Origin of the sequence: Curtobacterium sp. 'Ferrero' (genome assembly GCF_002412165.1) — a bacterium.
Classification (GTDB): Bacteria; Actinomycetota; Actinomycetes; order Actinomycetales; family Microbacteriaceae; genus Curtobacterium.
In genome coordinates, this window is record NZ_NXIA01000001.1 from 1 (window position 1) to 14211 (window position 14211).

Below are 14211 nucleotides of genomic sequence, written 5' to 3' on the forward strand. Positions count from 1 at the left end.
AGCCGCGCCTCCCGGCCGGCCTGATCGCCCGACCTGGCTACTTGCCGGACTTGCCCGACTTCCCCGACGTCGGCGCGTTCGCGCCCGTGGCGGGAGCCGTCGTGGCAGCCGGAACCGGCGCTGTGGTCTGCTGCGGCGTCGCCTGCTGGCCGGTGCTGTTCCCCGACCTCGAGCCGGCCGTGCCGGTGCCGGTGGTCCCGGCCGACGTGCCGGCGGGGTCTCCGCTGGACGTTTGCGACTGCGACTGCGACGACGCCTGGCCGATCATCGCCGCGTCCGGCGTCGGCAGCGCATCGCCGCCGTAGTGCTGGTCCAGGTAGGTCATCAGCTGCTTGCCGACGCCGAACTTCGCGCTGTACCCGGTGGTGCCCTGCAGGAACGGCGTGTTCGCCAGGCCGACGTTGCCCTGCACGTTCCCGATCCAGGTCGCGTTCGTGTACTTCGTGGTCGACGCGACGAGCCAGTTCTGGACGTCGCTGTCGGTCGTCCCGGTCTTGGCGAACTTCGGCGTGCCGTCGTTCGGGTTCGCCGTGACCGCGGTGCCGTTCCCCTGCAGCACGCCCTGCAGCGCGTAGTCGACCGTGCCGGCGACCTCGGCGCTGACGCCCTGCGTGCACGAGGGCTTCGTGGGCGTGATCTTGGTGCCGTCGGCCTCGGTCACCGAGTCGATGGCCGTCGGGGTGCAGACGACCCCGGCGTTCGCGAAGCCCGCGTACGCCTCGGCGAGGTCGATCGGCGACAGGTTGTTCGTCCCGAGGATCATCGACGGGACGGAGCTGATCTTCCCGCCGTTCGCCAGGTGGATGCCCATGTTCGCCGCGAGGTTCGCGATCTGGCACAGGTCGAGCTGCTTGCCCATCGCGCCGAACGCGGTGTTGATCGACTCACTGGTCGCGGCCTGCACGGTCATGGAGGACGGCACGGCCTCGGCGTTCGCCACCGACCAGTTCGGACCGGCGATGTTCACGCAGGAGTTCGTGAACTCGGAGGTCGGGAACGAGTGCTCGGTCGTGCTCACCGTGTCGCTCAGGGTGTGCCCGGTCGCCAGCCACTCTGCGAGCGTGAACACCTTGAACGTCGAGCCGGTCTGGAAGCCGCCGGAGTTGCCGTACGCGGTGTCGGCGCTGTAGTTGACGGCCGTGGACCCCGCGCCCGCCGCGTCGGACTGCGTGTACGACGTGTTCTGCACCATCGACAGGATCCGCCCGGTGCCCGGCTCGACGGTGACGTTCGACCCGCCGACGTCGACCCCCGCCATGGTCGCCGGCACGTACGCGGACAGCGAGGCCTGCGCCTGGGACTGCAGGTCGAGGTCGAGGGACGTGTGGATCTGCAGGCCCTTCGTGTCGAGGGTCGCGATGCGCTCGGCGGTCGTCGCCCCGAACGCCGGGTCCTGCAGCACCTGGTCCCGCACGTAGTCGCAGAAGTAGCCGGCGTCGAACCCGGTCGCCGCGCTTGAGCAGCCGTTCGCCGTCGCGGTGATCTTCGGCTGGATCGGCGTCGCGATCGCCTGCTCCATCTCGGTCTTCGTGATCGAGTGGTGCGCCTCCATCCGCCGCAGGACGTAGTCGCGGCGGGTCTTCGTGAGCGCGTACCCGTTCGCCTTGCCGTTGGCCTTGTCGGACGGCTGGTCGATCCGGAGGTTCGACGGGTTGTTCAGGATCGCGACGAGGGTGGCGGATTGCACGAGGGACAGGTCCTTCGCGTGCACACCGAAGTAGTACTCGGCACCGGCCTCGGCCCCGTACACCCGACCACCGAGTCCGACGATGTTGAGGTAGCCGGTGAGGATCTGGTCCTTCGTGTACTTCTTGTTCACCGCGATGGCGTAGCGCATCTCCTGCAGCTTCCGTTGCGGCGTCACGCCGGCCGCGTCCTGGTAGCAGGCCTGCACCTTCGCCTGGGTCTGGGCCTCCGTCTTCCCGGTCAGCGACTCGCACTGCTGCACGAGGACGTTCTTCACGTACTGCTGCGTGATGCTCGACCCGCCCTGGACGTCGCCGCCGACCGCCGTGGCCGCAGCACCGCGCAGCGTGCCGATCACGTCGATGCCGCCCTCGTCGTAGAAGCGGGGGTCCTCGGTGTCGATGGCCGCTTCCTTGAGGGTCTTCGCCATCTGTGCGCCGGTGACGTTCACCCGGTTCTCCGCGTAGAACGACGCGATCTTGACCTGCTGCCCGTCCTTCGTCGCGTAGACCGACGACACCTGCTGCGGGGTCTGGATGTCGAGGTAGTCCGGGAGGTCCTCGAAGAACGAGACGGCTCCGGAAGCGCCCTCTCCGGCGATGGCGACGGCGGGGGTCACGGCGACGGTGACGAGCATGCCGGCCAGCGCCGACAGGCCGACGAACATCAGGAGGGCACCGGGCCACCGCATCACACGCATGCGGTGCACGGTATGGGCCCGCCCTGGGTCGGTTCTGCCGCGGGGGCACCGCAGGCTGCGCCCGCGTTCAGGGAGTCGTCCAGGGAGCGGTGTCGTGGGGGCGTGTGGTCGCCCGGGCTCGGTGCGGGTGCGGGGTCGGGTGCGAGGTCGGTCCGCGCGAACGGGCGCTTCCTGCGCGTGCTGGTGCGCTCGGGCCACAGGAAGAGCCCGCTCGGAGGCTGATCCGTCGCGTGGTCACGCGGACGGCCTGGAGGCGCGGCTCGGCCCCGTCCCGCCAACTGCGGGATGCAAGGCTCGCGCGCGCGAACGGGCGCTTCCCGTGGGTGCGGGTGCGGTACGGAGACGTCTGTGTGCCCGGATGTTCGCGAACGGGCGCTTCCTGCATGTCGAGGTGCTCCCGGGCCACCGGAAGTGCCCGCTCGGAGGCCCATCTGTGCTGAGGCGTCCGGGCGCGGCGGCGGACCGCTCGCGAGCGGGCGGTTTCGTGCGGGTGCAGGCGCGCGCAAGCCGCAAGAACCGCCCGCTCGCGGAATCGCCACGGCACGGGCGGGTAAGGGCGACCTGAGCTTCGCGGGCGAGCGCTGGCGCGGGCGCGGTCGCGGGTGATCTCTTCGGGAGCGGACGCTGCGTTCGCGAGCGGGCGGTTCCCACGGGTGCAGGCGCGGGCGGGCAGCAGGAAGCGCCCGCTCGGCACCGAGGGGGTGAGAGACGGAGAGCGAGAGAACGTGAGAGCGAGAGAGCGGTTGATTCCGGCAGGAGCGGACGCTGCGTTCGCGAGCGGGCGGTTCCCACGGGTGCAGGCGCGGGCGGGCAGCAGGAAGCGCCCGCTCGGCACCGAGGGGGTGAGAGACGGAGGGCGAGAGAGCGAGAGAGCGAGAGAGCGAGAGAACGTGAGAGCGAGAGAGCGAGAGAGCGAGAGAGCGGGAGAGAACGGGCGGCGTGGAGGGCGGGACAAGCGACCGGGCCCGCATGATCGCGCGCCGTACAGCGTGGACCTCCGGCTCCTCGCGGCCCTGGGTTGCGCTGTGCCTCAGTCGCGCTGCTGCTGCAGGTCCTGAGGGCGCACGAGGTACATGTCGGGCGAGCCCGGCACGACCGAGTCCCCACCCCCCTCGCCGCGCCGCTGCCGTTCACGGACCAGGTCACCGCGTCCGACGGCGACGAGCGCGACGTCGTGCAGGGAGGCGGTCCCGGGCTTGAGGTAGTCGTTGTGCCCGACGGGCCGCCGGAACACGTCACCGTCGACGATGCCGGCGGATGTACCGAGGTCGAGGGCGGTCGCCCCGAACGACGCCGAGCCCGGGTCGGTACCGAAGTAGCCCGAACCCGCGATCGGGTCACTGTGGGCGTTGCCGACGAACACCTCATCGGGATCGACCGCCAGCTGCGACGCGGTCCGGACCGAGCTGCCCGGGGAGCCGAGGACCGTCAGGCTGTCGGCCGTCATCCGCCCCGAGGCGAGCGCGATCAACGCCGTCGTGGACCCGTACGAGTGCGCGACGATGTTCAGCCGCGGCTCCTGCACCCCACGCACCGCCCGGAGTCCGGCGACGGCTCGTTCGAGGCGGGCTGCGCCGGTCTCGGCCAGGCCGAGCGACAGGATGTTGGAGAGGTCCGGCGTGCGGTACCCCATCCAGGCCACGACCGCGACGCCGTTGCCGGTACCGTCTCCCGGCACGGCGGCCGCGACCGGCGCGAGCGTGGCCTGTTCGGCGGCGAGGTCGTTCGCGGTCGCGGTGAAGTCGACCATCTGGCCGGTCACGGTGAAGAACATGCCCGGGACCACGACCGTGACGTCGGCGGCGGTGGCGAGGTCGCCGATCGCGATCGCCGCACGGCCCGCACCGCGGGTGTCGAGGGTGATGAGGGAACGGTACGGATCGCCCGGTTCGGTGTGGAGGGACTTGCGGACCTGCCCGAGCATCGCGGACTCGGAGGCCGGCGTCGTCGGGGCGGCCAGGGCTGCGGTCAGGACGACACGGTTGGCCCGGTCCCGGACGTCGTACGGCACCCCGTCGAGGTTGCCGACCACCGCGGGCGCGAGCGTCTCCAACACCTGCCGTTCGTCCCCGTCGAGACCGGCCCACCAGACGGCCACCTCGGCCGCTTCCGGCGGGTCGTCCTGCGGCACCGCCACGACGGCGGCGTCGGTGCCGGCTGTTCGCAGGTCGTCGGTGCTCAGGCGCGTGAGGTCGTCGAGGAACGTCCGCCCACGCGCGTGAGCGACCTCGTCGGGCGTGATCTGTCCCCCGGTCATGACCGGCAGGGGTACCGGAGCGTCCTCGCTGAGAGCGCTCACGGAGTGCACGGCGACGACAGCCGGGGTCGGAGGCGCGTCGGGGGCCTCGACCACTCCCAGCGAGTGCATCGAGGCGGTGAGCAGAGCCGCGGCGATGAGCAGCAATCGGGTCTCCCCCGGGAAGGCCTGCTCGCCGTCTCCCTGCAGGCGGCGAGTGATGCTCTACCGAGTGTAAGGAAATCTGGCCGTTCTCGGTCGTGCGCGCTGCAACTTGTCCCCTGAACTGGGTTCACGATCCGGCGCGCCGCGCCGTGCGGACGACGCCGTGACGTGCTCTTGAGACGGACTCACGCCTCCGACGTCGCCTCCGCTGAGTCCGCGAGGGCGTCCGGACCTTCGGTCACGAGCAGTCGGAACTGCTCCGCGTCGATGATCCGTACACCGAGTTGCTCGGCCTTAGTCAGCTTCGATCCGGCGCCCGGACCGGCCGCGACGAAGTCCGTCTTCTTGCTCACGCTCGACGCGGCCTTCCCGCCCGCTGCGAGGATCGCCTCCTGCGCACCCTCGCGTGTGTACCCCTCGAGGGTCCCCGTCGCCACGACCGTGATGCCGGACAGGACCCCACCCTCGGCAGCCGCCGCACCGGGCCCCGGGTGGTCCGGGATCGCGAACCGCACCCCGGCGGCCTTCCAGCGGTCCACGATCTCGCGGTGCCAGTCGACCTCGAACCAGGCGAGCAGCGCGTCCGCGATGATCCCCCCGACGCCGTCGACCGCGGCGAGGTCGTCGCGAGAAGCCGCGCGGATCGCGTCGAGCGAGCCGAAGTGGGCGGCGAGCGCCCGGGCGGCGACCGGTCCCACGTGGCGGATGTTCAACGCGACGAGCAGCCGCCAGAGGTCCTTGGTCTTCGCGCCGTCGATGTTCGCGAGCATCTCGAACGCGTTCTTCGACGGGTACCGACTCGGCTCGCCCGTGTAGTCCGCGCCGTGGGCGTCCGGGTCGAACGGCGGGTCGGTCTTCTTGCGCGCACGGCTGAACGGCGTGACGCGCTTCGGCACGCCGGCGTCGTCGGTCTTCTCCATGCCGGTCTCGGCGTCGCGGACGATGACCTCGATCGGGACGATGTCCTCCATCGTCAGGTCGAAGAGCCCGGCCTCAGTGACGAGCGGCGGGGTCTCCGGGTGCAGCGGCTGGGTGAGGGCGGCGGCAGCCACCTCGCCGAGACCCTCGATGTCGAGGGCGCCGCGGGAGGCGATGTGTTCGACGCGCCCGCGGACCTGGGCCGGGCAGCTCTCCGCGTTGGGGCACCGGAGGTCCTTGTCGCCCTCCTTCGCGGGCGCGAGCGGCGTGCCGCACTCCGGGCACGTCTCGGGCATCACGAACTCGCGCTCCGAGCCGTCGCGGAGCTCGACCACGGGGCCGAGCACCTCGGGGATGACGTCCCCGGCCTTGCGGAGCACGACCGTGTCGCCGATGAGGACGCCCTTGGCCTTGACGACGTCCTGGTTGTGCAGGGTGGCCTGGCGCACGACCGAACCGGCGACCTCGGCCGGCTGCATCACCGCGAACGGCGTCGCACGCCCCGTGCGCCCCACGCTCACCACGATGTCGAGGAGCTTCGTGTGCACCTCTTCCGGCGGGTACTTGTAGGCGATCGCCCAGCGCGGCGCGCGCGAGGTCGAGCCGAGTTCCTCGTGCAGTGCGAGGTCGTCGACCTTGATGACGATGCCGTCGATCTGGTGCTCGACCGATGCCCGCCGGTCGCCGTAGTCGCGGACGAACCCGAGGACCTCGTCGACCGTGTCGAACACGCGGTAGTGCGAGCTCGTCGGCAGCCCCCAGGTCTGCAGCAGCTCGTAGACCTCGGACTGCGAGTGCGCGTCGGTCTGGCGTTCGAGCTCCCGCACCGGCCACGCACCGATGCCGTGCACGAGCATCCGGAGGCGCCGGAGCCGGTCGACCATGAGCGCGCGCTTCGCCTCGGACTTGCCCTCTTCCTTCTGGCGGAGCGAACCGGCGGCGGCGTTGCGCGGGTTCGCGAACACCTTCTCGCCCGCGTCGCGCTGCCGGGCGTTGAGCTCGTCGAACTCGGCGACCGGGAAGAAGATCTCGCCGCGGACCTCGACGATCGGCGGGGGCCCGGTACCCGCGAGCCGGTCCGGGATCGTGCCCATCGTCCGCACGTTGCCGGTGACGTCCTCGCCGACGACGCCGTCGCCTCGGGTGGCGGCCGAGACGAGCCGGCCGTCCTCGTAGCGGAGGTTGATGGCCAAGCCGTCGATCTTCAGCTCGGTGAGCCACCGCACGCGCTCGGCACCGGCGTCTCGTTCGACCTTGGCGGCCCAGTCGGCGAGCTCTTCCGGGCTGAACACGTTGTCGAGGCTGAGCATGCGCTCGGCGTGCTCGACGGGCGCGAACTGCGTCGTCTGCGCCTGCCCGCCCACGGTCTGCGTCGGGCTGTCCTCGGTCAGGAGCTCGGGGTGGAGCCCCTCGATCGCGGCGAGGCGGTGCTGCAGCGCGTCGTAGTCGGCGTCCGACGCGGTCGAGGCGTTGCCCTCGTAGTACTCGTGCCGCAGCTCGGTGATGCGGGCACGGAGCCGCTCGACCTCGCGCGCGGACTGTGCGGCGTCGAGCTCGGACGGGTCCGTCGTCTCGAAGGTCGCGTCGACTGGCGTGGCGTCGTCGGGCGTGCTCTCGCTCATGCCTCAGTTCTACCGGCAACCACCGACCGGACGCGCAGCCAGCGCCCCGCCCGGGAGCGCCGCCCGGACAGGCAGCCGGGACCGGACGACAGCGCCGCCCACGCCCGACGCCCCGCCCGGGAGCGCCGCCCGCACGCAGCCCGTCAGGCGTCGACGGGGACCGCCGACACCGTGGCGTCGATCGTGCACTGCCCGAGCACCCGCGTCCCGACGTACACCACCGCGGTCTGCCCGGGGGCCACGCCGGAGAGCGGCTCGTCCACGTCGATCACGAGCGCTCCGTCCGACACCCGCGCCGTCGCCGACACCGGGTCGGCGTGGGCACGGATCTGCACGTCGCAGGCGAACGGGACCGTCGGGTCCGCCGGCGCCCTGCCTGCCCAGGTAAACCGTGAGCCGGACATCGAGGTGACGTCGAGCGCCTCCTTCGGACCCACCACGACGGTGTTCTCCTTCGGGCGGATCTCGAGCACGAAACGCGGCTTGCCGTCGGGCGCCGGGCGGCCGAGGTGGAGGCCCCGCCGCTGCCCGACGGTGTAGCCCGCCGCGCCCTGGTGCTCCCCCACGACCGTGCCGTCGCGCTCGACGACGTCGCCGGGGGCGGTGCCCACCCGGTCCGCGAGCCAGCCTCGGGTGTCGCCGTCGGGGATGAAGCAGATGTCGTACGAGTCGGGCTTCTGCGCCACGGTGAGACCGCGCGAAGCTGCCTCGGCCCGGACCTCGTCCTTGGAGGGGGTCGCGCCGAGCGGGAACATCGCGTGCTGCAGCTGCTCCTCGGTCAGCACGCCGAGGACGTACGACTGGTCCTTCGCCCACGCGGCCGCCCGGTGCAGCTCGCGCGACCCGTCCGGCGCGGTGACGATCGACGCGTAGTGCCCGGTCGCGACGGCGTCGAACCCGAGCGCCAGCGCCTTCTCGAGGAGTGCCGCGAACTTGATGCGCTCGTTGCACCGCATGCACGGGTTCGGGGTGCGGCCGGCCTGGTACTCGGCGACGAAGTCGTCGACGACGTCCTCCTTGAACCGCGCCGAGAAGTCCCAGACGTAGTACGGGATGCCGAGCGCCGCCGCGGCACGCTGCGCGTCCATGGAGTCCTCGATCGTGCAGCAGCCCCGACTGCCGGTGCGAAGGGTCCCCGGCATCCGGCTCAGGGCGAGGTGCACGCCGACGACGTCGTGTCCGGCGTCGACGGCCCGGGCTGCGGCGACCGCCGAGTCGACGCCGCCGCTCATCGCTGCCAGTACTCGCATGCGTCCAGGGTAAGCACGAGGCGTACCGTTGGTCGAACGATGCCCTCCGCTGCCCCCGCCTTCGACTTCCGCGCGGTCGTGTTGTCCGGCTTCCTCCCGGCCGCCCTGTTCGCGATCGGCGAGGGGGCGATCATCCCGATCATCCCGATCGCCGCGGACTCCCTCGGCGCCGGGCTCGCGTTCGCCGGCTTCGTCGCGTCGCTCATCCTCGTCGGGGAGCTCATCGGCGACGTGCCGTCCGGGGTCGTGGTCGCGCGGATCGGCGAGCGCAACGCGATGATCGGCGCCGCGGCGGTGTCGGTCGTCGGCCTGCTCGTGTGCACGTGGTCGCCGAACCCGTGGGTGCTCGCCGCCGGGGTGTTCCTCGTCGGGGTCTCGACAGCCGTGTTCGCGCTCGCGCGGCACGCGTACATGACCACCGCGATCCCGGTGCAGATCCGGGCTCGCGCGCTGTCGAGCCTCGGCGGCGTGTTCCGTTTCGGCTACTTCGTCGGCCCGTTCATCTCGGCCGGCGTCGTCCACCTGACGGGCACGACGCAGAGCGCTTTCTGGATCCACGTCACCTGCTGCCTGCTCGCCGCCGTCGTGCTCCTCGCCATCCGCGACCCGGCGACGGGCGCACGCGGCTTCCGCAAGCCGCCCCGTGCCTCCCGGCCGGCCGCCGCGACGGACGTGACCGCAGCGCCTGACGCAGCCGAGGCCGCCGTCACCGAGCCGCCCACCGACACCGGCGCGCAGTTCGTGCAGGACGAGGCGCACGGACTCTTCCGCACCATCCGCACGCACCGGAAGGTGCTGCTGCGACTCGGCAGCGGCGCCGGTCTCATCGGCGCGCTCCGCGCCGGACGGCAGGTCATCCTGCCGCTGTGGGCCGTCAGCGTCGGCCTGGACGACGCGACCGCCGCCCTCGTCATCGGCATCGCCGGAGCCGTGGACTTCGCGCTCTTCTACACGAGCGGGCAGATCATGGACCGCTGGGGTCGGCTCGCGAGCGCGCTGCCGTGCATGCTCGGCCTCGCCGTCAGCTACTTCCTCCTCGCCTGGTCCGGGCACCTCGACACCCGGGTCGGCTGGTTCGTCGGCATCGCCATCGGGATGTCGCTCGCCAACGGCGTCGGCTCCGGCATCCTCATGACGCTCGGGGCGGACCTCGCCCCGCGGGCTCATCCCGCGCCGTTCCTCGGTGCGTGGCGCTTCACCGGCGACTTCGGGCAGGCGGCTGCGCCGCTCCTCATCTCCGCGGTCACCGCCGTCGCGTCGATCGCGGTGGCGAGCGGGGTGATGGGCGTGCTCGGCCTCGTCGGCGCGGGGGTGCTGCTCCGCTACGTCCCGCGGTACCTGCCCCGTCGCCTGCGCTGACACGCGCCGCGCAGGTGGGTGGACCGACCGTCGGTCCGGCCGGGAGGCACGGTGCGCGTCCGCCCCGTCGCTCGCGCTCGGTAGACTGCCGCTGCTCGCGGGAGTGGTGGAATTGGTAAACACGCAGGATTTAGGTTCCTGTGCCCCGGCGTGAGGGTTCGAGTCCCTCCTTCCGCACGACGGACGGTTCTCCGCACTCTGCCCGCCAAGTCATACCCCTGGCGGATGGTCCGGACACCCCGGGGCGGTACCCTCGTCCCAGCGGGGTCGTCCTCGTGTCCCCGCCCGCCCGACCGGAAGAACCATGCACTCCGTCGCTCTCGCCCTCATCCCCTGGCTGGATCCGCAGTACATCCTCGACCACTTCGGCGCCGTCGCCGTGCTCGTGGTCTGCGCGATCATCTTCGCCGAGACCGGTCTGCTGGTCGGGTTCATCTTCCCCGGTGACAGCCTGCTCGTCATCACCGGCCTGTTCGCGTTCGACCGTGGCGGACAGATCGGCGGGATCCCGGTGTGGCTCGCCGCGCTGATGATCGCCGCTGCGGCCTTCCTCGGCGGCGAGCTCGGCTACTACATCGGGAAGAAGGCCGGACCGCCGATCTTCGAGCGCAAGGAGAGCGGCCTGTTCTCCAAGGCGAACGTCGACCGCACCTACTCCTTCTTCGACCGCTTCGGTCCGCTCGCCGTGATCCTCGCCCGGTTCGTCCCCGTGGTCCGCACGTTCCTGCCGATCGCGGCCGGCGTGGGCCGGATGAACTACAAGAAGTACTCGCTCTACAACGCGGTGGGCGCCCTCGTCTGGGGCGTCGGCGTGACCTTCCTGGGCTACGTGCTCGGCTTCGTGCCGGTCGTCGGCGACCTCGTGCGCAACTACATCGACGTGATCCTGCTGCTCGCCGTGGTCGTGACGGTCGTCCCCGTGGCGCTCACCGTGCTGCGCAACCAGCGCAAGGCGAAGCGGGACGCCGCGGCCGAGACCGAGGTCGAGCGCCCGTAGCGGGGGCCGCGCGCCGTCGCGTGCGTGCGTTCGTTCCTGCCCGTTCGCGTGCGTGCGTGCGTTCCCGCCCGTTCGCGTGCGTGCGTTCGCTCCCGCCGGATCGCGTGCGTGGGTTCGCTCCCGCCCGTTCGCGTGCGTGCGTTCGCTCCCGCCCGTTCGCGTGCGTGCGTTCGCTCCCGCCCGTTCGCGTGCGTCGTTGCGCGCGAACGTTCGCACGACCGGAGCCGCTCCGCACCACGTCCTCACGTGGTGCGGAGCGGCTCCGATCGTGCGGCAGCACCGGGCTCCAGCCGCGCCGCGCGGCGCAGCACTGCGCCCGGCGCCGCGCCGCCTACTCGGCGCCGAAGTACTCGCGCACGATCGGCGCGATCCCCCGGAACGCCTTCGACCGGTGGCTGAGGGCGTTCTTCTCGTCGCGGGTCAACTCCGCCGAGGTACGGTCGGCGTCGTCCGGACGGAACACCGGGTCGTAGCCGTGCCCGCCGGTGCCGACCGGCTCCGTCGTCACCTCACCGTTCCACACCGCCTCGAACACGTGTTCGGTGCCGTCCGGGGTGACGAACGCGGCGGCGCAGACGAACGCCGCGGTGCGCTCGACGACGCCCTCGAGGTTCCGCAGCAGCAGCGCGATGTTGTCCGCGTCGACCCGCGTGCCCGCGTACCGGGCCGAGTGGATCCCCGGCGCACCACCGAGCGCGTCGACCGCGATCCCGGAGTCATCGGCGAGCGCCGGCAGTCCCGTGTGCTCGACCGCCGCGCGCGCCTTGATGAGGGCGTTCGCGGCGTACGAGTCACCGTCCTCCACCGGCTCCGGGCCGTCGTACCCGACGAGCTCGACGCCGGTGCCGAGGGCGTCGCCGAGGATGTCGCGCAGCTCGACGAGCTTGCCGGCGTTGTGGCTGGCGAGGACGACGCGCCGCTCGGTCACGAGGCCGCCCCCAGCACCTCGCGCTGGATCGCGGCGAGCGAGGCGTTGCCCGCGAGCCCCAGGTCGAGCAGCGTGTTCAGTTCGTCGCGGTCGAACGGGGCGTGCTCGGCGGTGCCCTGCACCTCGATGAACTTCCCAGAGCCGGTCGTCACGATGTTCATGTCGGTGTCGGCCGACGAGTCCTCGGTGTAGGCCAGGTCGAGCATCGGGACGCCGCCGACGATGCCGACCGAGATCGCCTGCACGCTGTCGGAGAGCGGCGTCGCCTTCTTCGCGACGAAGCCCCGCTCCCGGCCCCACTCGATCGCGTCGGCCATGGCGACGTAGGCACCCGTGATCGACGCCGTGCGGGTGCCGCCATCGGCCTGGAGCACGTCGCAGTCGATCACGAGGGTGTTCTCGCCGAGGGCCTTCGTGTCGACGACGGCTCGCAGGGAGCGGCCGATCAGGCGCGAGATCTCGTGCGTGCGACCCCCGACGCGGCCCTTGATCGACTCACGCTGCATGCGCTCGTTCGTCGACCGCGGCAGCATCGAGTACTCGGCCGTGACCCACCCGGTGCCCTTGCCCGTGAGCCAGCGCGGCACCCCGTTGGTGAAGCTCGCGGTGCAGAGCACCTTGGTGTTGCCGAACGAGATGAGCGCGCTGCCCTCGGCCTGCGTGCTCCACCCCCGCTCGATCGTGACGGGACGGTGGTCGGTCGCGGTGCGGCCGTCGATGCGGAGCGTGTCGCTCATGAGGTCCTTTCGGTCTGGGGCAGCTGGATCGCCCCGGTCTGGAGGTGTCCGACGCTCGAGACCTCGGGGCCGAGGAAGCGTCGGGCGAGTCGGATGAAGCCGTTCTTGTCGTCGCCGGTCGCCTCGAACGCGTAGGTCGGCGGCTCCGGCGTGGTCCGTTCGAGGCCGTGCTCGACCAGGCGCCGGTAGACGTCGTTCGCGGTCTCCTCGGCGCTCGACACGAGGGTCACGTCCGGACCCATCACGTACTGGATCGCGGCGGACATCAGCGGGTAGTGCGTGCAGCCGAGGACGAGCGTGTCGACGTCGGCGTCCCGGATCGGCGCGAGGTACTGCTCGGCGACCGTGCGGAGGGCGGGTGACGACGTGTCCCCGGCCTCGACGAACTCGACGAACCGCGGGCAGGCGGCGAGCGACAGCGTGACGCCGGAGGCGACGGCGAACGCGTCCTCGTACGCCCGGGAGGCGATCGTGCCGACCGTGCCGATCACCCCGATGCGTCCGGTCCTGGTCTGCTTGACGGCGGCGCGGGCTGCCGGCTGGATGACCTCGACGACCGGGATCCCGTACGCCTGCTCGTACCGCTCCCGGGCGTCGCGGAGCACTGCGGACGAGGCGGTGTTGCACGCGATCACGAGCGCCTTGACGCCCTGCTCGACGAGGTCGTCCATCACCTCGAGCGCGTACCGGCGGACGTCGGCGATGCGCTTCGGCCCGTACGGCGAGTGCAGCGTGTCCCCCACGTACCGGATGCTCTCCCGGGGCAGCTGGTCGATGATCGCCCGGGCCACCGTGAGCCCACCGACGCCGCTGTCGAAGACTCCGATCGGTGCATCCGTCACCGCACCAGCGTACCGACCGCCGCGTGCGCACCGCCCCGTCCGCCGAGCGGGCGCTTCCTGCGCACCGCGAGCGCCCCCACCCGCCGATTCCGCCCGCTCGTCCCCCGAACGCGCCCGGTCCGCCGAACGCGCCCGGTCCGCCGAGCGGGCCCGGTCCGCCGAGCGGGCGCTTCCTGCGCACCGCGAGCGCCCCCACCCGCCGATTCCGCCCGCTCGCCGAGGTACCCGCCTCGCCCGGAGCCCGCTCGCCCGCTGCCCCTGCGCTTTCTCTCCCCAACCTCCCGATCGGGCGATTCCTGCCCTCACTGCTCGCCCCCATCCGCCGCATCCGCCTCCCCCACCCGCCGAGCGGGCGTTTTCTGCCGATAAAGATCGCTCCCACCCGCTGATTCCGCCCGCTCGCGGGCGCGGGAGCGCCCCAGCCGACCCGGGAGGCACGGATCGCCTCCCAGGAGCGGGCCCCGCGCCTCCAGGCGGTCACCTGCGCACCCCGCGCCACCCGCACTCGCTCGCCATCAGGACCCGAGCGGGCGTTTTCCGCTCCTCACACTAATTCGCACCCACGAGAACCACCCGCTCACGCACCCCGCCACGTGCGAACCGTTCCCGTGCGCACACCGCTCCCGCGAACGGGCACTCTCTGCGGGCCGTGCGCGCACCTCCCTGCAGAAAACGCCCGCGCACACACCACGGCCCACGAGCGGGCGTTCTCGGCCGGCCACGCCCGCTCCTCCACGCAGGAACCGCCCGCTCACGCACCCGGCCCGCTCA

Annotated in this window: 9 protein-coding genes and 1 tRNA gene; 3 read left to right on the forward strand and 7 right to left on the reverse strand. The window is 71.9% G+C overall.

Going from position 1 to position 14211, the window contains the following annotated elements; genetic code table 11:
- Positions 1–37: 37 nt before the first annotated feature.
- The 4 genes from Csp2054_RS00005 to mnmA form a co-directional block, all read right to left on the reverse strand.
- Entirely contained in the window at positions 38–2386 is a 2349-nt protein-coding gene (locus Csp2054_RS00005; protein WP_096897182.1) for a transglycosylase domain-containing protein, read from the reverse strand.
- A 1030-nt stretch (positions 2387–3416) separates the two neighbouring features.
- Positions 3417–4685, reverse strand: coding sequence for an alpha/beta hydrolase (locus Csp2054_RS00010; RefSeq protein WP_176491471.1), 1269 nt, complete (start codon positions 4683–4685; stop codon positions 3417–3419).
- 287 nt (positions 4686–4972) lie between these two features.
- Positions 4973–7327: an NAD-dependent DNA ligase LigA gene (gene ligA / locus Csp2054_RS00015; protein ID WP_096897186.1), complete on the reverse strand. Its 2355-nt coding sequence runs from the start codon at positions 7325–7327 to the stop codon at positions 4973–4975.
- A 143-nt stretch (positions 7328–7470) separates the two neighbouring features.
- Positions 7471–8577, reverse strand: a complete 1107-nt coding sequence (mnmA, locus tag Csp2054_RS00020) for a tRNA 2-thiouridine(34) synthase MnmA (protein WP_096897188.1) — start codon at positions 8575–8577, stop codon at positions 7471–7473.
- Between the two features lie 39 nt (positions 8578–8616).
- On the opposite strand from mnmA, the gene Csp2054_RS00025 reads away from it, so the two are divergent.
- The 3 genes from Csp2054_RS00025 to Csp2054_RS00035 all read left to right on the forward strand — a co-directional run bounded on the left by Csp2054_RS00025 (position 8617) and on the right by Csp2054_RS00035 (position 10933).
- A complete protein-coding gene (locus tag Csp2054_RS00025) occupies positions 8617–9936 on the forward strand; it encodes an MFS transporter (RefSeq protein WP_096897190.1) in 1320 nt (439 codons plus the stop codon).
- Positions 9937–10033: 97 nt separating this feature from the next.
- A tRNA-Leu gene (locus Csp2054_RS00030) sits at positions 10034–10113 on the forward strand.
- Positions 10114–10240: 127 nt separating this feature from the next.
- Entirely contained in the window at positions 10241–10933 is a 693-nt protein-coding gene (locus tag Csp2054_RS00035; protein ID WP_096897192.1) for a DedA family protein, read from the forward strand.
- Between the two features lie 331 nt (positions 10934–11264).
- On the opposite strand, the gene rdgB is transcribed toward Csp2054_RS00035, so the two are convergent.
- From rdgB to murI, 3 genes are read right to left on the reverse strand one after another with little or no spacing between them, the layout of a single operon-like run.
- Positions 11265–11861, reverse strand: coding sequence for an RdgB/HAM1 family non-canonical purine NTP pyrophosphatase (rdgB, locus tag Csp2054_RS00040; RefSeq protein WP_096897194.1), 597 nt, complete (start codon positions 11859–11861; stop codon positions 11265–11267).
- Complete coding sequence (gene rph / locus Csp2054_RS00045) at positions 11858–12598, reverse strand: ribonuclease PH (RefSeq protein WP_096897196.1); 741 nt, start codon at positions 12596–12598, stop codon at positions 11858–11860. Before rph ends, rdgB begins: the two co-directional genes overlap by 4 nt.
- The gene (gene murI, locus Csp2054_RS00050; protein WP_096897197.1) at positions 12595–13440 is read right to left on the reverse strand and encodes a glutamate racemase; all 846 of its coding nucleotides are present in this window, start codon (positions 13438–13440) and stop codon (positions 12595–12597) included. Before murI ends, rph begins: the two co-directional genes overlap by 4 nt.
- Between the last annotated feature and the right edge of the window lie 771 nt (positions 13441–14211).